This is a genomic window from Pseudomonas tolaasii NCPPB 2192, assembly GCF_002813445.1.
GTDB classification, from domain to species: domain Bacteria; phylum Pseudomonadota; class Gammaproteobacteria; order Pseudomonadales; family Pseudomonadaceae; genus Aquipseudomonas; species Aquipseudomonas tolaasii.
This window is the reverse complement of the sequence record NZ_PHHD01000001.1, coordinates 3,047,580-3,068,030: the sequence shown is the minus strand read 5'-3', so window position 1 is coordinate 3,068,030 and position 20,451 is coordinate 3,047,580. Positions and strand designations below refer to the sequence as shown.

Below are 20,451 nucleotides of genomic sequence, written 5' to 3'. Positions count from 1 at the left end.
TCCGGCCATTTGGCCACCCCGGGGGATTTCATGTTTCGCGCGCCTTGCCACGCTTCGCACCTGTTTCTTCGACCGTCCATCATTGCCGCCTGCATGGCCGTGAGCTTCACGGCTCAGGCTGAGTCGCTCAAGCTGCAACTGCCTGCACAGCCGCTGGCCACGTCCTTGAGCCAAGTGGCGCAGCAGGCGAAAATTCAGCTGCTGTTCGATGAAACCCTGCTCAAGAACGTGCAGGCGCCGGCACTGAATGGTGACTACACCCCGGAAGTGGCCATCCGAACGTTGCTGAAAAACGGCGAGTTCACGCTGATCAAAGTCGGCTCCACCTACGTGGTGCGCCCCGACGAGGGCAAAACCACTCACAGCGGTGCCATCCAGCTGGACGCCCTCAGCGTGATTGGCACCGGTAACGAAGTCGATTCCAGCACCGTCAACCGCTCGACCATGACCCAGGCGGACATCGACCGTTACCAGTCCAACAACATTCCGAGTCTGTTGCAGACCTTGCCCGGCGTGAGCCAGGGCGGCTCGCTCAAACCCGGCGGCCAAACCATCAATATCCGGGGTTTCGGCGACGCCGAGGACGTGCCGATGACCGTCGACGGCGCCACCAAAACCGGCTTTGAGCGCTACCAGCAAGGCACGGTGTTTATCGAGCCCGAGTTGATCAAAAGCATCGAAGTCGAAAAAGGTCCCAACTCGCCGTTCACGGGTAACGGCGGTTTTGGCGGCACGGTCAACATGACCACCAAAGATGCGCCCGATTTGCTCCAGGACGGCCGCAACAGCGGCGCCATGCTCAAATACGGTTACTCCAGCAACGACCACGAACAGATTTACAGCAGCGCCGTGTATGGCCGCACCGACGACGGCCGTTTTGACGCCCTCGCCTACCTCACCCAACGCGACGGCGGCGACATGAAGGTGGCCGCCAAGCTGCCCAACGAAAACAACCAGTACCCGATCAACCCCCAGCGCCTGCCCAACAGCGCCCAGGATGTGGACGGCAAACTGTTCAAGGTCAACGCGCATTTCACCGAGGAACACAGTGCCGGTTTTTCCTACTCGCGCTCCCACAGCAACCGCTGGACACCCTTCTCGGCCGCCAGCTACCCGACGCCGCCGACCCAGGCCAACATCGACCGCTACGGCTACGAAAACGCGCTGCGACGTTTTCTGGCTCAGCGTGACACCACCGACACCACCTGGTCGGGCAAATACGAATACACCCCCGCGAACAACCCGCTGGTGGACCTGACCATCAAGTACTCGCAGTCCAACACCGACCAGACCGACGAACGCGACGCCACCGCGTTTTTCCAGCTGGCCACCGGCGGGCGCAAGATGGACACGGCCTACACCGACAAAAACCTCGACATCCGCAACGTCAGCCTGTTCGACACCGGCCCCTTGCAGCATGCGCTGACCGTCGGCGGGCAAATTCGCAAACACATCCGCGAAACCGAAATGTGGATGCCGGGCGCCACCTACAACACCGCACGCTACAACTACGGGCACTTCCAGCCGGGCTTCATGCCCCACGGCAAGGTCGATACCAACAGCTTCTTCGTGCAGGACGCGGTCACAGTGGGCGACGTAACCATCACCCCATCCCTGCGTTATGACCACGTGCGCAATCGTGGCGAAGGCAACGACGCGCCGTACTACGACAACCCCGATCCGTCATTCGGCCACGATTACAGCGACCGCACCTACACCGGCTGGTCACCGCGCCTGGCGTTGTTCTGGAACGTCACGCCCAACCTGGGGCTGTTCGCCAACTGGAGCAAAACCTGGCGTGCGCCGGTGATCGACGAGCAATACGAAGTGCAAGGCCTGGGCAGTCGCACCGCCACCAGTGTCGACCTCGACCCGGAGCGCATCACCTCGATCACCGTGGGCAGCGTCAGCAGCTTCGATAACCTGATCGCCCAGAATGACAACCTGCAAGTGCGCACCACGTTTTTCCACAACAAGGTCGAGGACGAAATCTTCAAGGCCACAGGTGTGGGTTGCCAGAACCAGGCCGTCAACGGCGGCAGCATTGCCAGCGCCTGCCCCACGGGGCCGATGGCCAACTACCGCAATATTGGCGGGCTGACCATCAAGGGCTTTGAATTCGAAACCTACTACAACTCTACTTACCTGTTCGGCTCGGTGTCGTTCGCCTACGCCAAGGGCGACCACGAAGGCGCCTACACCAACCCGTGGGGGCCGGACGTGGCGGCGCGGGATATCCCGCCGACCAAGTGGGTATTGGTGCTCGGCACCAACATCCCTGCCTGGGATGCCCAGGTCGGCTGGACCGGCCAATTCATCGGCGCCACCGACCGCCTGCCCAGCGACAAATACTCCGGCGGCCCGGGCAGCGCCGTGGGTGATTTGTTCTACGATCAATACGGCAACAAGCGCTACAACACCCAGGGCCTGTTCGCCAAATGGAAACCGCAACAGGCTTACCTGAAAGGCACCGAGGTGAACTTCACCGTGGACAACCTGTTCAACGAAAACTTCCGCCCGGCCCTGAGCGGCGACCGCGCCTACACCAAAGGCCGCGACGCGAAGATCAGCGTGACGCGGTTCTTCTAAACCCAAGTGGGAACGGGCCTATGTGAGCTGGCTTGTCGAATCGTCGCACCGCTGCGATACAGGCACCTCGGTTCGGCAGTAACACCGAGGCGATCCCATCGCAGGCAAGCCAGCTCCCACATTTGAATTTCAGTGTCTGCGCAAACTGTACGGATAAATCTGCCATCAGCTGTAGGCCCGCAATGGGCGGGGGTTGTGGCTAGATGGGTTTCCCTTGAAGCCCTTCTGATCCCGGTCCCCCACCATGAGTTCGCGCGAAAACACCGGCATGGCCCTCGGCCTGCTGGGCGTCATCATCTTCAGCCTGACCCTGCCCTTCACCCGCATTGTGGTGCAGGAAATCCACCCGCTGCTCAACGGCCTGGGCCGCGCGCTGTTCGCGGCGATCCCGGCGGCGGCGCTGTTGCTGTGGCGACGCGAGCGCTGGCCGACCTGGCGCCAGGTGCGCGGGCTGTGCCTGGTGATTGCCGGGGTGATCCTGGGGTTTCCGGTGTTGTCGGCCTGGGCCATGCAAACGCTGCCGGCGTCCCATGGCGCGTTGGTCAACGGCTTGCAACCGCTGTGTGTGGCGCTGTATGCGGCGTGGCTGTCCCATGAGCGGCCGTCCAAAGCCTTCTGGGCCTGCGCGGCACTGGGCAGTGCGTTGGTGTTGAGTTACGCGTTGATCACCGGCGCCGGCAGCATTCAGGCGGGCGACTTGTTGATGCTCGGGGCGATTGCCGTGGGCGGCCTGGGCTATGCCGAAGGTGGCCGGCTGGCCAAGGAAATGGGCGGCTGGCAGGTCATCTGCTGGGCGCTGGTGTTGTCCACGCCGGTGCTGATCGGCCCGGTGTGGTACCTGGCGGCGCAGCATCAAGGTGCAATTTCGGTGCGCGCCTGGTGGGCGTTCGGTTACGTGTCGCTGTTCTCGCAGTTTCTGGGCTTCTTCGCCTGGTACGCCGGGCTGGCCATGGGCGGCATTGCGCGGGTCAGCCAGATCCAGCTGCTGCAGATTTTCTTCACCATCGCGTTTTCGGCGCTGTTTTTTGGTGAACATATCGAGCCAATTACGTGGTTGTTTGCCTGCGGGGTGATTGTGACGGTGATGCTGGGGCGCAAGACGGCGGTGCAACCTGCGCCGGCTGCCAAGGTCAACACAATCTAATGTAAAAGCAGGCTTGTGTGGGAGCGGGCTTGCCCGCGATGCAGGCAACTCGGTCTTCAGCTAAACCGCGCTGATGCCATCGCAGGCAAGCCAGCTCCCACATTTTGGTTCTGTGTTCAGCCTAAATAGCCATCCGCGCGCAGCAGGGTTTCCAGGCAGTGTTCGGTGATGTGGTAGAACGCCTTCAACTCCTGGATTTTCTCCAGCAACTGCGTGTTGTCCACCGGCTCGGCACGCTTCACCGCCAGGATCATCTTGTTCTTGTTGGTGTGTTCCAGCGAGATGAACTCGAACACCTTGGTTTCATAGCCACAGGCCTCGAGGAACAACGCGCGCAGGCTGTCGGTGACCATTTCCGCCTGCTGGCCCAAATGCAGGCCATATTGCAGCATCGGCTTGAGCAGCACCGGGCTCTGGATCTGCAGGCGGATCTGTTTGTGGCAGCACGGCGAGCACATGATGATCGACGCACCGGAGCGGATGCCGGTGTGGATCGCATAGTCGGTGGCAATGTCGCAGGCATGCAGCGCGATCATCACGTCCAGCTCGCTCGGTGCCACGCTGCGCACGTCGCCGCATTTGAACACCAGGCCCGGGTGTTCCAGGCGCGCAGCCGCGGTGTTGCACAGTGTGACCATGTCTTCGCGTAGCTCAACACCGGTGACCTCGCCCTCGGCCTTGAGCGTGTTGCGCAGGTAGTCGTGGATGGCGAAGGTCAGGTAACCCTTGCCCGAGCCGAAATCAGCGACGCGCACCGGCTGGTCGAGTTTCAACGGTGATGAAGTCAGCGCATGGCTGAACACTTCGATGAACTTGTTGATCTGCTTCCACTTGCGCGACATCGACGGGATCAGCGCCTGCCTGGCGTCGGTCACGCCCAGGTCGGCCAGGAAGGGCCGGCTGAGGTCAAGGAAGCGGTTCTTCTCACGGTTATGCTCGGCCGAAGGCGCTTCGCGCAATTGCTGCGGCTTGCTTTTGAACAGGGAGCTTTTGTTCTTTTTGCTGTATTCCAGCTGGGCTTCGTCGGTCAGCGACAGCAGGTGTGCGTTCTTGAATGATGCCGGCAACAGCCCGGCAATCGCCGCCACGCCTTCGGCCTGGGGAAAATTTTTGGTGATATCGCGGGTTTTGTAGCGGTAGACGAAAGACAGGCAGGGCTGCTCCTTGACCACCACCGGCTTGATGATCAGCCGCTGCAACTCGGCTTCCTCGCCCACGTATTTGGCCAGCACCAGCTTGATAAAGGCGTTCTGCGCGAGGCTTGCGCGCACAAGTTCGATGAACTGGGCGTGATGATCCGGCGCTGGGCGCGCAGGTGGAGCGGTGACGGACATAAACAAAAACGCCTCGGGCTGGGAATGCCGGGCATTTTAGGGGGGATAGGGGTTGAGGGCACGGGGTTATTTGATCAACGGTCGATTCGTACAGCCACGACCCGGCTTGTGTGGGGGCTGGCTTGCCTGAGATACAACCACCTCGGTTTGTCAGTCACACCGAGGCGACCCCATCGCAGCCTCGCCCAGGCTCGACAGCTCCCACAGGAGATCGGCGGTCAATGGAGATCTACTGTGGGAGCTGGCTTGCCTGCGATGCAGACACCTCGGTGTATCTGGCAAATCGAGGGGATGCTATCGCAGGCAAGCCAGCTCCCACACAAGCCAGCTCCAGATCAGCGTGCCAGGGTTATTCGAGCACGATTAAACGATTGGGCAGCTCATTGCGCGTCTGCGTCAACGGCACATGCACCTTGAGCAATTCACCGCAGGCCTCGATACAGGCGATAAACCCGGCCAGCGTCTGCCCCTGTTTCACCTGCTGGGTAAACGCCTTGACGATCACGTCCCAGCTGCTGTCGTCCAGGTGTCTGGAAATCCCGTCATCCACCAGAATCTCCACATACCGCTCGGCTTCGCTGACAAAAATCAGCACGCCAGTGCTGCCCAGGGTGTGGTGCAGGTTCTGTTCCAGGAACTGGCGTCGCGCCAGGTTCGACGCACGCCAATGCCGAACTGAACGGGGAATCAAGCGCGTGGTAACCCTGGGCAAACGAAACACCAGGCACAACACGATAAACGTCGCCCATTGCGCCAGCAGCAAGGTGTACATGGTCAGGTAACCCGACAGGTAATGCACCACGCCAGGCACCACCAGCGCGATCAAACTGGCCCACAACAGTGGAATGTAAGCGTAATCGTCGGCGCGAGCCGCCAGCACGGTCACGATTTCCGCGTCGGTGGTTTTCTCGACGCGGGCGATCGCTTCAGCGACCTGGCGCTGCTCGTGCTCTGTCAGTAATGCCATGGTTGTCGTTGCTCTCTCATTATTATCATCACCAGCCGCCCGAAGCCCCGCCGCCGCCAAAACCACCGCCACCGCCACGGAAGCCACCACCACCGCCTCCCCCGCCGCCGCCACGTCCGCTGCTGCTGAGGATGGCCAGCAGGATAGCGCCAACCGGCAGGCCCAGGCGATTGCACAACCACAACACGCCGATCAGCAGGATAAACAGACCGATGGAAAACCCGGGATTATCCTTGGCGAAATTCGCGTCCGCCACATGGGCCGGCACCGCCAATGGCTCGCCGCCCACGACCTGCAGCATCGCCGCCACGCCGTCACTGATGCCCTGACTGTAATTGCCGGCCTTGAACTTCGGTGCAATCACCTGGTTGATGATCACCCACGACTGCGCATCCGTCAGCACGCCTTCCAGACCATAGCCGACTTCGATGCGCAACTTGCGCTCGTCACGCGCGACGATCAACAGCGCGCCGTTGTCCTTGCCCTTCTGGCCGATGCCCCATTCGCGGCCCAGTTGATAACCGAAATCCTCAATCGGCACGCCTTGCAGGTCCGGCACCGTGACCACCACAATCTGGTCGCCGGTGGTTTGCTCCAGCGCCTGCAACTGCCGGGTAAGCTGCTGACGCGTGGCCGGGTCGATCATCTGCGCGTTGTCCACCACGCGCCCGGTCAGCGCTGGAAAGGTCAGCGCCGCCTGGGCCGACAGGGCGGCCCACATCAACAACAGCGCCAGGCCCATTCGTATTAATCGCATCGTGCCCCCTTGGCCCGTGAATGCTTCACTACCAGCTACCGCTCGTCCCACCGCCGCCGAAACTGCCACCGCCGCCTCCGGCATTGTCAGAACGTTTGCCGCTGTCCGTCGGGCGCGGTGTCTCGTCGTCATCGTTCGGCGTGGTCGGCTTTCCGTATTTGATCACCACAAAACCGATGACCAGCACAAACAACCCGGCCAGCGCGAAGATCAGCCACACCCATTTTTTGCTCTGGGCCTTGGCGTGCACCGGCTGCCCACCCAACACCTGGACCATCGCCTTGACGCCCGCCGTAATGCCCTGGGCGAACTGGTTCTGTTTGAATTTGGGCAAGATCACCTGATTAATGATCACCGAGCCCTGGGCATCGGTGAGGCGATCTTCCAGGCCATAACCCACTTCGATCCGCACCCGATGTTCCGCGGGCACCACAATCAACAGCGCACCGCTGTTCTTGCCCTTCTCGCCCACGCCCCAGTAACGCCCGAGCCTGTAGCCGAAGTCTTCGATGGGATTGCCGCGCAAGCTGTCCAGGGTGACGACCACAATCTGCTCGCCGGTCTGTTGCTCGTGCGTGTCCAGCGTGTGCTTGAGCGCCGCCGTGCTGGCGGCGTCAAGCAGGCCTGCACGGTCGACGATGCGACCGTCCAGGAGGGAAAACTGCTCGGCGATCAAGGCGTCTACCGACTCGTTCGAGTCGGCCGCCAGCACCTGACCGCACAGCAAAACCGCGGCGAACAACAGGCCACGTACACCCATCAGAATTTCACTTGGGGCGCTTTGTCAGCATCGGCACTGGTGGCTTCGAAGTTGGCGCGGATCGGCAGGTCGCTGTACATCACGCTGTGCCACAGACGGCCTGGAAAGGTGCGGATTTCAGTGTTATAGGCCTGCACCGCCTGGATAAAGTCGCGGCGGGCCACGGCAATGCGGTTTTCAGTGCCTTCAAGTTGCGATTGCAGAGCCAGGAAGTTCTGGTTGGCCTTGAGGTCCGGGTAACGCTCGGACACCACCATCAAGCGGTTGAGCGCGCCGCTCAAGCCATCCTGAGCCTGTTGGAACTGTTTGAGTTTTTCAGGGTTGTCGAGGGTGCTGGCGTCCACCTGGATCGACGTGGCCTTGGCTCGCGCTTCAATCACTGCGGTGAGGGTGTCTTGCTCATGGGCCGCATAGCCCTTGACCACTTCCACCAGGTTGGGGATCAGGTCGGCGCGCCGCTGATACTGGTTCTGCACCTGGGCCCAGGCCGCTTTGGCCTGCTCATCGAGCGTCGGGATCTTGTTGATGCCGCAACCGCTCAACACCGTGCCGATCAGCAGCAATGCCGCTGCCTTGAAACCCCAGCGATATCCTTGAATTGTAGTCATATGTTTCTCCGCGACCTTCCTGTGAAATTTGATAACCCTGTAAAACCTGCGCCTGGGGCATAATCGGCCACCACTGGCATGCTTGCAGCCAATCAGCTAAAAGATGCCAGGCACGCACCAGAGTTCAGATGTGTGCTGCATTCGTCTGACATAACACCCGAACAACAACATATGTTCCAACACTTTGGCCGAGCAGCGTGCCCTTTGTCGCTGCGCAGTACGCCACGAAAGGATATTCATGAAGAAGCTGTGTTTGCTCGGCCTAGTGGCCACACTGGCCTGCCATCCCGTCTGGGCCGAAACAGCGCCCGCCGTACTCAAGGACAAGGACGCGTTCGTCAACGACCTGCTCAAGCAGATGACCCTCGATGAAAAGATAGGCCAATTGCGCCTGATCAGCATCGGCCCCGAAATGCCGCGCGAGCTGATCCGCAAGGAAATCGCCGCCGGACGCATCGGTGGCACGTTCAACTCTATCACCCGCCCGGAAAACCGCCCCATGCAGGACGCGGCGATGCGCAGCCGGTTGAAGATCCCGATGTTCTTCGCCTATGACGTGATCCACGGCCACCGCACCATTTTCCCGATCAGCCTGGCCCTGGCCTCCAGCTGGGACATGGACGCCATCGGCCGCTCCGGGCGCATCGCCGCCCAGGAAGCCGCCGCCGACAGCCTCGACATCACTTTTGCGCCGATGGTCGACATTTCCCGCGACCCGCGCTGGGGCCGCACCTCCGAAGGTTTCGGCGAAGACACCTACCTCGTATCGCGTATTGCCGAAGTGATGGTCAAGGCCTTTCAGGGCGCCAGCCCCGCGAACGTCGACAGCATCATGGCCAGCGTCAAGCACTTCGCCCTGTATGGCGCGGTGGAAGGCGGCCGCGACTACAACGTGGTCGACATGAGCCCGGTCAAGATGTACCAGGACTATCTGCCACCCTACCACGCGGCGATCAAGGCCGGTTCCGGCGGCGTGATGGTGGCGTTGAACTCGATTAACGGCGTACCGGCCACCGCCAACACCTGGCTGATGAACGACCTGCTGCGCAAGGATTGGGGCTTCAAGGGCCTGGCCGTGAGCGACCATGGCGCAATCGTCGAGCTGATCAAGCACGGCGTGGCCAAGGACGGGCGTGAAGCCGCGAAGCTGGCGATCAAGGCCGGCATCGACATGAGCATGAACGACTCGCTGTACGGCAAGGAATTGCCCGGCCTGCTTAAATCCGGCGAGATCCAGCAAAGCGACATCGACAACGCCGTGCGTGAAGTGCTCGGCGCCAAGTACGACATGGGCCTGTTCAAGGACCCGTACCTGCGCATCGGCAAGGCCGAGGATGACCCGGCCGACACCTATTCCGAAGACCGCCTGCACCGCGCCGACGCCCGCGACATCGCGCGCCGCAGCCTGGTGTTGCTGAAAAACCAGAACAACGCCCTGCCGCTGAAAAAATCCGCCACCGTGGCACTGGTCGGCCCGCTGGCCGATGCCCCCATCGACATCATGGGCAGCTGGGCCGCCGCCGGCCGCCCTGCGCAATCGGTGACCCTGCTCAAAGGCATGACCGACGCCCTCGCCGGCAAAGGCAAGCTGGTGTATGCGCGCGGCGCCAACATCACCAATGACAAGGCCGTGGTCGACTACCTCAACTTCCTCAATTTCGACACCCCGGAAGTCGTGGATGACCCTCGCTCGCCGCAGGTACTGATCGATGATGCGATCAAGGCCGCGAAAAACGCCGACGTGATCGTGGCCGCCGTGGGCGAGTCCCGTGGCATGTCCCACGAATCGTCCAGCCGCACCGACCTGAACATCCCGCAAAGCCAGCGCGACCTGATCAAGGCCCTCAAAGCCACCGGCAAACCGCTGGTGCTGGTGCTGATGAACGGCCGCCCGCTGTCGATTCTCGACGAAAACCAACAGGCCGATGCGATCCTGGAAACCTGGTTCGCCGGCACCGAAGGCGGCAACGCCATCGCCGACGTGCTGTTCGGTGACTACAACCCGTCGGGCAAGCTGCCGATCACCTTCCCACGCTCGGTCGGGCAGATTCCGACCTACTACAACCACCTGACCATTGGCCGGCCGTTCACACCGGGCAAGCCGGGCAACTACACCTCGCAGTACTTCGATGACATCACCGGGCCGCTGTTTCCGTTCGGTTATGGCCTGAGCTACACCACGTTCAGCCTGTCGGACATGGCGTTGTCGTCCACCACCCTGAACAAGACCGGCAAGCTCGACGCCAGTGTCACAGTGAAAAACACCGGCAAGGTCGACGGCGAAACCGTGGTGCAGCTGTATATCCAGGACGTGGCCGGCTCGATGATCCGCCCGATCAAGGAGCTGAAGAACTTCCAGAAGGTCATGCTCAAGGCCGGTGAAGAGCGCACGCTGCATTTCACCATCACCGAAGAAGAGCTGAAGTTCTACAACACCCAGCTCAAGTACGCGGCGGAGCCTGGCGAGTTCAATGTGCAGATCGGGCTGGATTCCCAGGATGTGCAGCAGCAGACGTTCGAATTGCTCTGATCCAGTACTGCAAACACAGTCAATGTGGGAGCTGGCTTGCCTGCGATATCGGTGGAACATTCACCACTGCTATCGCAGGCAAGCCAGCTCCCACAAGTGATTAACGGCGTTCTCGCTACCCCCGCCGATCCAACAGGTTGACCACCAGCCGGTCAATCCAGCCCCACACTCGCTGCTTCACCCGCCGCCACAATGGCCGCGACTTCCACGCCTCCAGGCTCACGGCCTGGCTCTGGGCGAAATCCCGCTCGAAACTGCCCGCCACCGCCAGCGTCAATTCCGGGTCCAGCGCCTCCAGATTGGCTTCCAGGTTGAAGCGCAAATTCCAGTGATCGAAATTGCACGAGCCGACGCTGACCCAACCGTCCACCAGCACCATTTTCAAGTGCAGAAAGCACGGCTGGTATTCAAATATCTGCACCCCGGCGCGCAGCAAGCGCGGGTAATAACGGTGCCCGGCGTAGCGCACCGAAGGGTGATCGGTACGCGGGCCGGTCAGCAGCAAACGCACATCCACACCGCGCCCGGCCGCCCGGCGCAAAGCCCGGCGCACGCTCCAGGTGGGCAGGAAGTACGGCGTGGCCAGCCAGATGCGTTGCTGGCTGCTGTTCAAGGCGCGGATCAGCGATTGCAGGATATCGCGGTGTTGACGGGCATCGGCGTAAGCCACGCGGCCAAGCCCTGGCCCGGTCGCCGGCACTTTGGGCAACCGTGGCAAGCCAAAATGTTTGGCGGGTTTCCATTCACGGCGCGCAGCGTTGGCATGCCACTGGCGGTCGAACAGCGCCTGCCAGTCCAGTACCAACGGGCCGCTGATTTGCACCATCACTTCGTGCCACTCGGCAGTGTCCTGGCCGGGCGTCCAGAATTCGTCGGTCACGCCGGTGCCGCCGACCACGGCGACGTTCTGGTCGATCAGCAACAGCTTGCGATGGTCGCGATACAAGTTGCGCATCCAGCGGCGCCAGCTCAGGCGATTGTAAAAACGCAGTTCCACGCCGGCATCGGTCAAGCGTTTGCGCAAACCCAGGGTAAACGCGAGGCTGCCGTAATCATCAAACAGACAACGCACGCGCACGCCGCGCTCGGCGGCCAGCACCAGTGCCTGCACCATCGCGTCGGCGCACGCCCCGGCCTCGACCAAGTACAACTCCAGGTCAACCTGCTGCTCGGCCCGGGCGATGCCCACCAGCATCTGCGGAAAGAAACTCGGCCCGTCGATCAACAACTCGAAGCGGTTGGCGCTGCGCCACGGGAACACCGCGCCGCTCATGTCAGCGCGCCGTAAAGATCAGCACCGCACCCACCGGCACCGACAAACTGATCGACTCAAGCCCCGCCACTTTGCGCAACGCGGCGACGCCCGGCGCCAGATCAAAATCTTCGGCATGCAGCACCACCGGCTCCAGCGTGACGACTTGAAAGCGTCGGTCATCCAGGCGCGTGGCCAGGATTTCAGCGCTGTAGGTCTGGGTTTTGCCGCGCAGGGTGACGGACAGCGGCAGGCGCAGCTCGATTTGCGCGCCGGGAGCCAGGTCGTTGATCGGTTGCAGATTGATCTGCGCACTGATCAACGCTTCCGGGAATGTCTTGATCTCAAACAAGTCATTGCGCATGCGCTCGTCCCGCAGCGGGATACCGCTGTTGATCGACTCCAGCTCCACTTCCAACTGCGCCGCGCCTTTGCTGTCGACCTTGCCGTGCAACACCAGAAAGCGCTGGACTTCAGCGATTTCGGTGTTTTTGGTGGTGACGAACGACAGCCGCGAGGATTCGTTATCCAGGTACCAGTCGGCGTGGGCAGGCACGGCGGCGGCCAACAGGGCGAAGGCCAGGGGTTTGGGATTGAACATAAAGACTCGTGGGGCAAAAAACCTGCCCGAACCTTAAGCTCAATGTCATGAACGGCGCAAACCCAATGTGGCAACTGGTTTGTGTGGGAGCTGGCTTGCCTGCGATAACATCACCCCGGTCTGTCTGAAATACCGAGTTGCCCGCATCGCAGGCAAGCCAGCTCCCACAGGTTTTTTGTGTGTCAGGGGTTGAGGCGGCAGCCTTGTCGGTCGCCTAACCAACGCGCCGTATGCGTACGGCCCAACCCACTCGCCGTCACCTCACTGCGCTCCGGGTTATCCCTGAACGCACTGGTGGGCACGTACTGCTTCACATAACCCCGGCAATACTCGGCCGGGTTGTTCTCCACATAACGGCACGAGCAGTACTCCTTGGCCGTGTACGCCGCGATGATATCGGGGAAGGCCTGCAGGTTGACGCGCTCGTGCCAGATCCACCCGAGCAAGGCGAGCAACATCAGCAGGAAGAGACTGGTGAAGGGTCGACGACGAATCATGGTTGCACCGCCGCGAGTACGCGTTTGAGAAGTTCGTTGTGGCGGTAAGTGCCGTCGCGGTCGTCGGCGTAACGCACGATCACCAGGTGTTCGTCGGGCATCACGAACAGGGCCTGGCCCCAATGCCCGAGGGCGGCGAAGGTGTCGGCGGGGGCGTCAGGCCAGGGTCGGGCGGCGCCCTGCACTTCGCGGTTGAGCCACCATTGCCCACCGGCGACGGCTTCGTCCTGGCCGGCCTGGTAGTGATCGAAAGGTTTGCGGTTGAAGGCGACCCAATCCTTGGGCACCAATTGCTGCTCCCCCCAGCGGCCGTCCCGCGCCATCAGCAGGCCTATGCGCGCCAGGTCACGGGCGGTGAGGTAGGCATAAGACGAACCGACGAAGGTTTCATCGGCGTCGGTTTCCCAGGTGGCGTTGCGAATGCCCAGCGGTTTGAACAACGCATCCCACGGGTAGCTCATGTACGCCTTGTGGCCGAGCATGCCTTTGAGGGTGGCAGACAGAATGTTGCTGTCACCACTGGAATAGCGAAATACCTGGCCCGGTGCCGCGGCGGCTTCGGTGTCGGCCGCGAACTCGGCCATGTCGCTGCGGCCACGGGTGTAGAGCATCGCCACTACCGAGGAATTCAGCGGGGCGTATTCGTAGTCTTCCTGCCAGTCGAGGCCCGACGCCCAGTGCAGCAGGTCGGCCATGGTGACTTTGGGGTGTTGTTTCATCGGCGGGTAAAAGCGCGCGGCGGGGTCGGTGAGTTTGAAGCGGTTTTCGCCATAGGCCACGCCCAATACCGTCGCCATGATGCTTTTGCTGACAGACCAGGTGAGGTGTGGCGTGCTGACCGTGGTGGGCGCGCCATAGCGTTCGTAGATGATTTGACCGTCGCGAATGACCAGCAACGCGTCAGTGCGCACGCCTTGGCGGGTGGCGTCGTCACGCGGCGGGAATGCGTAGGCGTCCAGAGCGTCGACCGCGGGGCCGGTGAGTGGAGTGCCTTTGGCCCAGTCCTTGTCGGGCCAGGTGTCGGCGTGGGCTGTCAGTGTGACAAACAGTAGGGCGACGTACAGCAAGCCTCTGAGCATGGACGCTAACTCAATCAAGGGGGCATTCGTGCCCGCGAGGCTAGACGAGGTGGATGACGGTTTTGTTACGGTTTGCTGGCGGGGCACCGCCGTTATCCGGGTAACGCAGATGCCCAAACCCCTGTCATCCAACCGTCACCGTAACTTCATGGAGCTGACACCGAGCCTACATAGCCTGAGTTTGGACAAACAAGTCGACCGGCCGGTATGTGGCCGGCACTCGGAGATTCGCCATGACTCAGATCGCCCGCATCAGCGACACCGGCAATGAACGCCGCCTGCAAGCCGAACGCCTGATCGGCGCGAAGGCCTTGCAGGAAGCCCAGGCCCTGCGTTTCAACGTTTTCAGCGGCGAGTTCAACGCCAAGCTGAAGGGCGCAGAACACGGTCTGGACATGGATGATTATGATGTTCACTGCAGCCATATCGGCGTGCGGGATATGAACAGCGGTCGACTGGTGGCCACCACCCGCCTGCTGGACCACCAGGCCGCCAGCACCCTGGGCCGGTTCTACAGCGAAGAAGAATTCAGCCTGCACGGTTTGCTGCACTTGCAGGGCCCGATCCTGGAGATCGGCCGTACCTGCGTCGACCCAGCCTACCGCAACGGCGGCACCATCGCCGTATTGTGGGGCGAGTTGGCCGAAGTGTTGAACCAGGGCGGCTACAGCTACCTGATGGGCTGCGCGAGCATCCCGATGCACGACGGTGGCGTCCAGGCCCACGCGATCATGCAGCGCCTGCGCGAACGCTACCTGTGCAACGAACACCTGCGCGCCGAGCCGAAAAAACCGCTGCCGGCACTCGACTTGCCATCCAACGTCATCGCCGAAATGCCGCCGCTGCTCAAGGCTTACATGCGCCTGGGCGCGAAGATCTGCGGCGAGCCGTGCTGGGACGAAGACTTCCAGGTCGCCGACGTGTTCATCCTGCTCAAGCGCGACGAGTTGTGCCCGCGTTACGCCCGCCACTTCAAGGCGGCCATGTAATGAGCCGCCTGCGGGTGTACGGGCGCATTGCCCGCGTGCTGCTGGTGGTAGCGTTGGGCTTGAGCATGGCCAGTGTGTTCGGCCTGTTCGAGCGATTGGGCATTGCCAACTCGATGGTGCGACGCCAGCGCTGGTCGCGGTTTTTCATGGCGCGGCTGACCAATGCCCTGCCCTTTCGCGTCACGGTTCACGGTGAACTGCCGACGCAGCCGATGCTGTGGGTGAGCAATCACGTGTCCTGGACCGACATTCCACTGCTGGGCGCGGTGGCGCCGATGTCGTTTCTGTCCAAGGCCGAAGTGCGCACCTGGCCGGTGGCCGGCTGGTTGGCGGCCAAGGCCGGCAGCCTGTTTATCCGCCGCGGTTCGGGCGACAGCCAATTGATCCGCAAACAGATGACCCGTCATCTGGAACAACAGCATCCGTTGCTGATGTTCCCCGAAGGCACCACCACCGACGGGCGCAGCCTGCGCACGTTCCACGGGCGTTTGCTGGCCAGTGCGATTGATGCGAATGTTTCGCTGCAACCGGTGGCGATCCGTTATTTGCGCGACGGCCAAGTGGACGCGCTGGCACCGTTTATTGGCGATGATGATTTGCTCTCGCACCTGATGCGGTTGTTTGGCAATGACCAGGGCGATGTGGAAATTCATGTGCTCAAGCCGATTGCCTGCGCCGGGCAGGAACGCGCGGCGCTGGCGTTCCAGGCACAGCAGGCGGTGCAGAAAGTGTTGTTTGGACCGGTGCCGGAAGCAGAACAGGTAGGCGCCAGACCTGCATTCGCTGCTTAAAATGTGGGAGCTGGCTTGCCTGCGATAGCGGTGGGTCAGCTACATTTCTTTCAACTGACAGACTGCTATCGCAGGCAAGCCTGCTCCCACATTTAGATCCCGGCAGTCAGTTGGGCCTGTGCAAACTTCTGTAGCTCGGGATAGAAAATCCGAAAGTCTGCACTCAACGGCTCATACAACTCGCGCAGTTCCTGCATCGCAAACCCCAATTCCTCCGGTTGCGACAGCCGCCGCGAAATCCCGCGCAGCACCTGCTCCATCACCGCAAAATCACGATACGAGCCCAGCCAGTCATCCGCCGCCATCCAGGGCGCAATCTGCGCCAGCCGCCCCGGCAACTGCGGTTCGGCCGCCAGCACGCGGTACACCTGCGAGGTGAAGCGCTCCAATGGCTGGTCTGCATACAGCGCCCAATCCCGCGCCAGGCAATGGTCGAAAAACACATCGAGGACGATCCCCGCGTAGCGCTTGCGCGTCAGGTTGAAGCGCGACAGCGCCTCCCCCACCAGCGGGTGGCTGTCGGTGAAGCGGTCGATCGAACGGTGCAACTGGATCGCCGCCTCGATTTGCGGGCTGAACTGGCCCTGCAGGCGGCCTTTGACAAAATCGCCATAGAGGCTGCCCAGCAGTTGCGCAGGAAGTTGGCCGCCCAGGTGCAGATGTGCGAGATAATTCATGGCGCGCAGTCTATCACTGCCATTCACGTATCGTTATAACCCGATATACCGATTCATTCTGGATTAAGACCAAAATCATATTGGTATATCGGGATAGACCGATTTAAAGTTCGCCTCATCGCGATATAACGCTTTACGAAACCGAGCAACCGCCATGTCCATCGACCTCGACGAAATAATAAAAGCCCTGGCACACCCAGTACGACGAGACATCCTCACCTGGCTGAAAGACCCGAAAGTGCAATTCCCCGAGCAAGTGCACAACCACGAGTACGGCATCTGCGCCGGGCAAATCGACCAGCGCTGCGGTTTGTCGCAGTCAACCGTGTCGGCCCACCTGGCCACGCTGCAACGGGCGGGTTTGATCAGCAGCCAGAAGGCCGGGCAGTGGCACTTTTTCAAGCGCAACGAGGAAACCATTCAGGCCTTCCTCGATGCGCTCATCACCGAGCTCAAACCAGATATCAGCGCACCGGCGCTGTAACAAGGAAACCCAAATGCCCCTCTCGCTCCTCATACTGGCCCTGAGCGCCTTCGCCATCGGCACCACCGAGTTCGTCATCATGGGCTTGCTGCCCGACGTGGCGACGGACCTGGGTGTATCGATTCCCGGCGCCGGCTGGCTGGTCACCGGTTACGCCCTGGGCGTGGCCATCGGCGCACCGTTCATGGCACTGGCCACCGCCAAACTGCCACGCAAGGCCGCCCTGGTAGCGTTGATGGGCATCTTTATTATCGGCAACCTGCTCTGCGCCCTGGCCAGTGACTACAACGTGCTGATGTTTGCTCGTGTGGTCACCGCCCTGTGCCACGGTGCCTTCTTCGGTATCGGTTCGGTAGTCGCCGCCAACCTGGTGCCGGCCAACAAACGTGCTTCGGCCGTGGCCTTGATGTTCACCGGCCTGACCCTGGCCAACGTGCTCGGCGTGCCATTGGGTACTGCACTGGGCCAACAGGCCGGCTGGCGTTCGACCTTCTGGGCCGTGACGGTGATCGGCGTGATCGCGCTGATCGGCCTGATCCGCTTCCTGCCGGCCAAGCGTGACGAAGAAAAACTCGACATGCGCGCCGAACTCAAGGCCCTCAAGGGCGCCGGCATCTGGCTGTCGCTGACCATGACCGCGCTGTTCTCCGCGTCCATGTTCACCCTCTTTACCTACGTCGCGCCGTTGCTGGGCGATGTCACCGGCGTGTCGCCCAAGGGCGTGACCTGGACCCTGCTGCTGATCGGCCTGGGCCTGACCGTGGGCAACATCATTGGCGGCAAGCTGGCAGACAAACGCCTGGCTGCCACCCTGATCGGCGTGTTCATCAGCATGGCGGTAGTGTCCACCCTGCTGACCTGGACCAGCGCCGCGGTGATCCCGACTGAAATCACCCTGTTCCTGTGGGCAGCCGCCGCATTTGCCGCCGTGCCTGCATTGCAGATCAACGTGGTGACCTTCGGCAAGGCGGCACCGAACCTGGTGTCCACCCTGAACATCGGCGCCTTCAACATCGGCAATGCCCTCGGCGCCTGGGTTGGCGGCACAGTGATTGCCCACGGTTTCGGCCTGACCAGCGTGCCGCTGGCCGCGGCTGCCCTGGCGATCCTGGCGCTGCTGGTGACCCTGATTACTTTCCGTCAGGGCGGCGATGCCGACCTGGCCCCTGCGACCAACTGATCAATCCACTTAAAGAGAAGGCTGTTATCCCATGACGACTATTTTCGATCCGATCAAACTGGGCGACCTGGAATTGTCCAACCGCATCATCATGGCGCCGCTGACCCGTTGCCGCGCCGATGAAGGCCGCGTGCCCAACTCGCTGATGGCCGAGTACTACGTACAACGCGCTTCCGCCGGGCTGATCCTCAGCGAAGCCACTTCCGTAACGCCATTGGGCGTGGGCTACCCGGACACCCCAGGCATCTGGTCCAACGACCAGGTCCGCGGCTGGGCCAATGTGACCAAGGCCATTCACGGCGCCGGCGGCAAGATTTTCCTGCAACTGTGGCACGTGGGGCGTATTTCCCATGAGTCCTACCTGAACGGCGAAAGCCCGGTGGCACCGAGCGCGATCCAGCCCAAGGGCCACGTCAGCCTGGTACGCCCACTGGCCGACTACCCGACCCCGCGCGCCCTGGAAACCGCTGAAATCGCCGACATTGTCGACGCTTACCGCACCGGTGCCGAAAATGCCAAGGCTGCAGGCTTTGACGGCGTGGAAATCCACGGCGCCAACGGCTACCTGCTCGACCAGTTCCTGCAAAGCAGCACCAACAAGCGCACTGATAACTACGGCGGCTCCCTGGAAAACCGTGCACGCCTGCTGCTGGAAGTGACGGACGCCGCCATTGAGGTCTGGGGCGCAGGCCGCGTAGGTGTGCACCTGGCACCACGCGCCGACTCCCACGACATGGGCGACGACAACCTGGCGGAAACCTTCACCTACGTCGCCAGCGAATTGGGCAAGCGCGGCATCGCCTTCATCTGCTCGCGCGAGAAAGAAGCCGGCGACAGCCTCGGCCCACAACTGAAGAAAGCCTTTGGCGGCGCGTACATCGCCAACGAGCGCTTCACCAAAGACAGCGCCAATGCGTGGCTGGCCGCCGGCAAGGCAGATGCGGTCGCCTTCGGCGTACCGTTCATTGCCAACCCGGACCTGCCGGCTCGTTTGAAGGCCGATGCACCGCTGAACGAACCGCACCCGGAAACCTTCTACGGCAAAGGCCCGGTCGGTTATATCGACTACCCGACACTGGCGCTGTAATGTAAAAAGCTGAAACGAAAAAGCCCCGGTTCGCAGGAACCGGGGCTTTTTCATGGGCGCTGGGAAACATTCCTTCACAGCCTTATGGATCGTTCCCACGCTCTGCGTGGGAATGCCGCCCTGGACGCTCTGCGTCCGCACCCAAAGCGTGACGCGGAGCGTCACAGGATGCGTTCCCACGCAGAGCGTGGGAACGATCGTACGAAGGTCAGGAAACATTCCTTCACAGCCTTGCAACAATATTGCTACAAAATACTTAGGCGGCTACCTATCAACCCTCCGCCAGCCCGTATATAAAGTCACCCCACCAATAAGGCAAAGGGACGATTGACTGTCTCTGGACTTTACTGTTGACACAACTGGACGCAATTACGCATTTTGTCTTAATTGCGCAGGCTGGGGCTCAGGCGCAGCATGTCAAGCCCTGCATCCACCCAACGCTCGGCGTCCTGGTGCAGCTGGAAGCTGTCAGGTACCAGCAGCCACTGGCCAATCAGCCCGTGGATAAAGGCATGGATGCACACCGCACCCCGCGTGGTGTCCAGGTTTTCCGGAAGTTGCCCGCGATGGACCGCGTTGCGCAATGTCAGGCCGATGCGCAGGTTGCATTCAAGGCTGTGGGTCTGACGTTGACGCCGCATGTCACACATTTCATCGGTGAACTCGCACTTATGAAACAGGATTTCGTTGATGCGCCGGGTTTTCGGGTCCAGGGCCACTTGATGATAGAGACGAATCAACAGCTTGCGCATGCAACCCAACGGGTCGACTTCGTCTTCGCTTTCACTGGCGCGGGCCAGGTCGTCCAGGGGCTCGTGGAGCGTGTCGAGCAGCGCCTGCAACAGGTCGGACTTGTTGCTGAAGTGCCAATAGATGGCGCCACGCGTCACGCCGGCCAACGTGGCGATGTCCGCCAGCGTGGTGCGCGCGACGCCGCGCTGATAGAAGGCTTGCTCGGCGGCATCGAGAATCTGGCTGCGCGTTTCCTGAGCTTCCTCTTTGGTGCGACGAACCATGGCAGTAAAACCTCAATCGGGACACTGTGGATGGTGCTTGACCATCATCTGAATAATTGTGGGACGACACCGTCATGGGCGCCGAACGTACTAAAATCGAGGCTTCGGG

The 20,451-nt window shown here is 61.5% G+C and carries 19 protein-coding genes; 8 read left to right on the top strand and 11 right to left on the bottom strand.

What is annotated here, in order from left to right; genetic code table 11:
• Positions 1-30 precede the first annotated feature (30 nt).
• Both ATI14_RS14195 and ATI14_RS14190 read left to right on the top strand, forming a co-directional pair.
• Positions 31-2,589 carry a TonB-dependent receptor gene (locus ATI14_RS14195; protein WP_016970433.1) on the top strand — a complete coding sequence of 853 codons (2,559 nt, stop codon included), beginning with the start codon at positions 31-33 and terminating at the stop codon, positions 2,587-2,589.
• Between the two features lie 244 nt (positions 2,590-2,833).
• Positions 2,834-3,733: a DMT family transporter gene (locus tag ATI14_RS14190; RefSeq protein ID WP_016970432.1), complete on the top strand. Its 900-nt coding sequence runs from the start codon at positions 2,834-2,836 to the stop codon at positions 3,731-3,733.
• Positions 3,734-3,849: 116 nt separating this feature from the next.
• Here the strand turns inward: ATI14_RS14190 and ATI14_RS14185 are convergent, their stop codons facing one another.
• From ATI14_RS14185 to ATI14_RS14165, 5 genes are all read right to left on the bottom strand, one after another.
• A complete protein-coding gene (locus ATI14_RS14185) occupies positions 3,850-5,067 on the bottom strand; it encodes a class I SAM-dependent methyltransferase (protein ID WP_016970431.1) in 1,218 nt (405 codons plus the stop codon).
• 349 nt (positions 5,068-5,416) lie between these two features.
• The gene (locus ATI14_RS14180) at positions 5,417-6,034 is read right to left on the bottom strand and encodes a TPM domain-containing protein (RefSeq protein ID WP_016970430.1); all 618 of its coding nucleotides are present in this window, start codon (positions 6,032-6,034) and stop codon (positions 5,417-5,419) included.
• A 28-nt stretch (positions 6,035-6,062) separates the two neighbouring features.
• The gene (locus ATI14_RS31845) at positions 6,063-6,791 is read right to left on the bottom strand and encodes a TPM domain-containing protein (RefSeq protein WP_026083182.1); all 729 of its coding nucleotides are present in this window, start codon (positions 6,789-6,791) and stop codon (positions 6,063-6,065) included.
• 28 nt (positions 6,792-6,819) lie between these two features.
• The gene (locus ATI14_RS14170; RefSeq protein WP_016970428.1) at positions 6,820-7,551 is read right to left on the bottom strand and encodes a TPM domain-containing protein; all 732 of its coding nucleotides are present in this window, start codon (positions 7,549-7,551) and stop codon (positions 6,820-6,822) included.
• On the bottom strand, positions 7,551-8,159 hold the full coding sequence (locus ATI14_RS14165; RefSeq protein WP_026083181.1) for a LemA family protein: 609 nt from the start codon (positions 8,157-8,159) through the stop codon (positions 7,551-7,553). The genes ATI14_RS14170 and ATI14_RS14165 overlap by 1 nt, the downstream gene beginning before the upstream one ends.
• 238 nt (positions 8,160-8,397) lie before the next feature.
• Between ATI14_RS14165 and bglX the strand changes: the two genes are divergently transcribed.
• Positions 8,398-10,689, top strand: a complete 2,292-nt coding sequence (gene bglX / locus ATI14_RS14160) for a beta-glucosidase BglX (RefSeq protein ID WP_016970426.1) — start codon at positions 8,398-8,400, stop codon at positions 10,687-10,689.
• Positions 10,690-10,804: 115 nt separating this feature from the next.
• Here bglX and ATI14_RS14155 read toward each other — a convergent pair whose 3' ends face one another.
• From ATI14_RS14155 to ATI14_RS14140, 4 genes are all read right to left on the bottom strand, one after another.
• Entirely contained in the window at positions 10,805-11,962 is a 1,158-nt protein-coding gene (locus ATI14_RS14155; protein WP_016970425.1) for a phospholipase D-like domain-containing protein, read from the bottom strand.
• A 1-nt stretch (position 11,963) separates the two neighbouring features.
• Complete coding sequence (locus ATI14_RS14150; protein WP_016970424.1) at positions 11,964-12,542, bottom strand: YceI family protein; 579 nt, start codon at positions 12,540-12,542, stop codon at positions 11,964-11,966.
• Positions 12,543-12,724: 182 nt separating this feature from the next.
• Positions 12,725-13,039 (bottom strand): hypothetical protein, encoded by a 315-nt coding sequence (locus ATI14_RS14145; RefSeq protein WP_016970423.1) that lies wholly within the window; start codon positions 13,037-13,039, stop codon positions 12,725-12,727.
• Entirely contained in the window at positions 13,036-14,118 is a 1,083-nt protein-coding gene (locus ATI14_RS14140) for a serine hydrolase domain-containing protein (protein WP_016970422.1), read from the bottom strand. Before ATI14_RS14140 ends, ATI14_RS14145 begins: the two co-directional genes overlap by 4 nt.
• 233 nt (positions 14,119-14,351) lie before the next feature.
• On the opposite strand from ATI14_RS14140, the gene olsB reads away from it, so the two are divergent.
• Both olsB and ATI14_RS14130 read left to right on the top strand, forming a co-directional pair.
• Positions 14,352-15,107 carry an L-ornithine N(alpha)-acyltransferase gene (gene olsB / locus ATI14_RS14135; protein WP_016970421.1) on the top strand — a complete coding sequence of 252 codons (756 nt, stop codon included), beginning with the start codon at positions 14,352-14,354 and terminating at the stop codon, positions 15,105-15,107.
• Positions 15,107-15,898, top strand: a complete 792-nt coding sequence (locus ATI14_RS14130) for a lysophospholipid acyltransferase family protein (protein WP_016970420.1) — start codon at positions 15,107-15,109, stop codon at positions 15,896-15,898. Before olsB ends, ATI14_RS14130 begins: the two co-directional genes overlap by 1 nt.
• Positions 15,899-15,990: 92 nt before the next feature.
• On the opposite strand, the gene ATI14_RS14125 is transcribed toward ATI14_RS14130, so the two are convergent.
• Positions 15,991-16,575 carry an acyl carrier protein phosphodiesterase gene (locus ATI14_RS14125; RefSeq protein ID WP_016970419.1) on the bottom strand — a complete coding sequence of 195 codons (585 nt, stop codon included), beginning with the start codon at positions 16,573-16,575 and terminating at the stop codon, positions 15,991-15,993.
• 154 nt (positions 16,576-16,729) lie between these two features.
• Between ATI14_RS14125 and ATI14_RS14120 the strand changes: the two genes are divergently transcribed.
• The 3 genes from ATI14_RS14120 to ATI14_RS14110 are packed head-to-tail and all read left to right on the top strand — an operon-like array spanning position 16,730 to position 19,326.
• On the top strand, positions 16,730-17,059 hold the full coding sequence (locus tag ATI14_RS14120) for an ArsR/SmtB family transcription factor (RefSeq protein WP_016970418.1): 330 nt from the start codon (positions 16,730-16,732) through the stop codon (positions 17,057-17,059).
• Positions 17,060-17,072: 13 nt separating this feature from the next.
• On the top strand, positions 17,073-18,239 hold the full coding sequence (locus tag ATI14_RS14115; RefSeq protein WP_016970417.1) for an MFS transporter: 1,167 nt from the start codon (positions 17,073-17,075) through the stop codon (positions 18,237-18,239).
• A 31-nt stretch (positions 18,240-18,270) separates the two neighbouring features.
• A complete protein-coding gene (locus ATI14_RS14110; protein WP_016970416.1) occupies positions 18,271-19,326 on the top strand; it encodes an alkene reductase in 1,056 nt (351 codons plus the stop codon).
• Positions 19,327-19,709: 383 nt separating this feature from the next.
• Here ATI14_RS14110 and ATI14_RS14105 read toward each other — a convergent pair whose 3' ends face one another.
• On the bottom strand, positions 19,710-20,342 hold the full coding sequence (locus ATI14_RS14105) for a TetR family transcriptional regulator (protein WP_016970415.1): 633 nt from the start codon (positions 20,340-20,342) through the stop codon (positions 19,710-19,712).
• Between the last annotated feature and the right edge of the window lie 109 nt (positions 20,343-20,451).

Coding starts and splice junctions, on each gene's coding strand:
- ATI14_RS14125 (WP_016970419.1), bottom strand. CDS start 16,575: ATGAATTATCTCGCACATCTGCACCTGGGCGGCCAACTTCCTGCGCAA.
- ATI14_RS14165 (WP_026083181.1), bottom strand. CDS start 8,159: ATGACTACAATTCAAGGATATCGCTGGGGTTTCAAGGCAGCGGCATTG.
- ATI14_RS14155 (WP_016970425.1), bottom strand. CDS start 11,962: ATGAGCGGCGCGGTGTTCCCGTGGCGCAGCGCCAACCGCTTCGAGTTG.
- ATI14_RS14140 (WP_016970422.1), bottom strand. CDS start 14,118: ATGCTCAGAGGCTTGCTGTACGTCGCCCTACTGTTTGTCACACTGACA.
- bglX (WP_016970426.1), top strand. CDS start 8,398: ATGAAGAAGCTGTGTTTGCTCGGCCTAGTGGCCACACTGGCCTGCCAT.
- ATI14_RS14190 (WP_016970432.1), top strand. CDS start 2,834: ATGAGTTCGCGCGAAAACACCGGCATGGCCCTCGGCCTGCTGGGCGTC.
- ATI14_RS14170 (WP_016970428.1), bottom strand. CDS start 7,551: ATGGGTGTACGTGGCCTGTTGTTCGCCGCGGTTTTGCTGTGCGGTCAG.
- ATI14_RS14105 (WP_016970415.1), bottom strand. CDS start 20,342: ATGGTTCGTCGCACCAAAGAGGAAGCTCAGGAAACGCGCAGCCAGATT.
- ATI14_RS14115 (WP_016970417.1), top strand. CDS start 17,073: ATGCCCCTCTCGCTCCTCATACTGGCCCTGAGCGCCTTCGCCATCGGC.
- ATI14_RS14150 (WP_016970424.1), bottom strand. CDS start 12,542: ATGTTCAATCCCAAACCCCTGGCCTTCGCCCTGTTGGCCGCCGCCGTG.
- olsB (WP_016970421.1), top strand. CDS start 14,352: ATGACTCAGATCGCCCGCATCAGCGACACCGGCAATGAACGCCGCCTG.
- ATI14_RS14180 (WP_016970430.1), bottom strand. CDS start 6,034: ATGGCATTACTGACAGAGCACGAGCAGCGCCAGGTCGCTGAAGCGATC.
- ATI14_RS14110 (WP_016970416.1), top strand. CDS start 18,271: ATGACGACTATTTTCGATCCGATCAAACTGGGCGACCTGGAATTGTCC.
- ATI14_RS14120 (WP_016970418.1), top strand. CDS start 16,730: ATGTCCATCGACCTCGACGAAATAATAAAAGCCCTGGCACACCCAGTA.
- ATI14_RS14185 (WP_016970431.1), bottom strand. CDS start 5,067: ATGTCCGTCACCGCTCCACCTGCGCGCCCAGCGCCGGATCATCACGCC.
- ATI14_RS14195 (WP_016970433.1), top strand. CDS start 31: ATGTTTCGCGCGCCTTGCCACGCTTCGCACCTGTTTCTTCGACCGTCC.
- ATI14_RS14145 (WP_016970423.1), bottom strand. CDS start 13,039: ATGATTCGTCGTCGACCCTTCACCAGTCTCTTCCTGCTGATGTTGCTC.
- ATI14_RS14130 (WP_016970420.1), top strand. CDS start 15,107: ATGAGCCGCCTGCGGGTGTACGGGCGCATTGCCCGCGTGCTGCTGGTG.
- ATI14_RS31845 (WP_026083182.1), bottom strand. CDS start 6,791: ATGCGATTAATACGAATGGGCCTGGCGCTGTTGTTGATGTGGGCCGCC.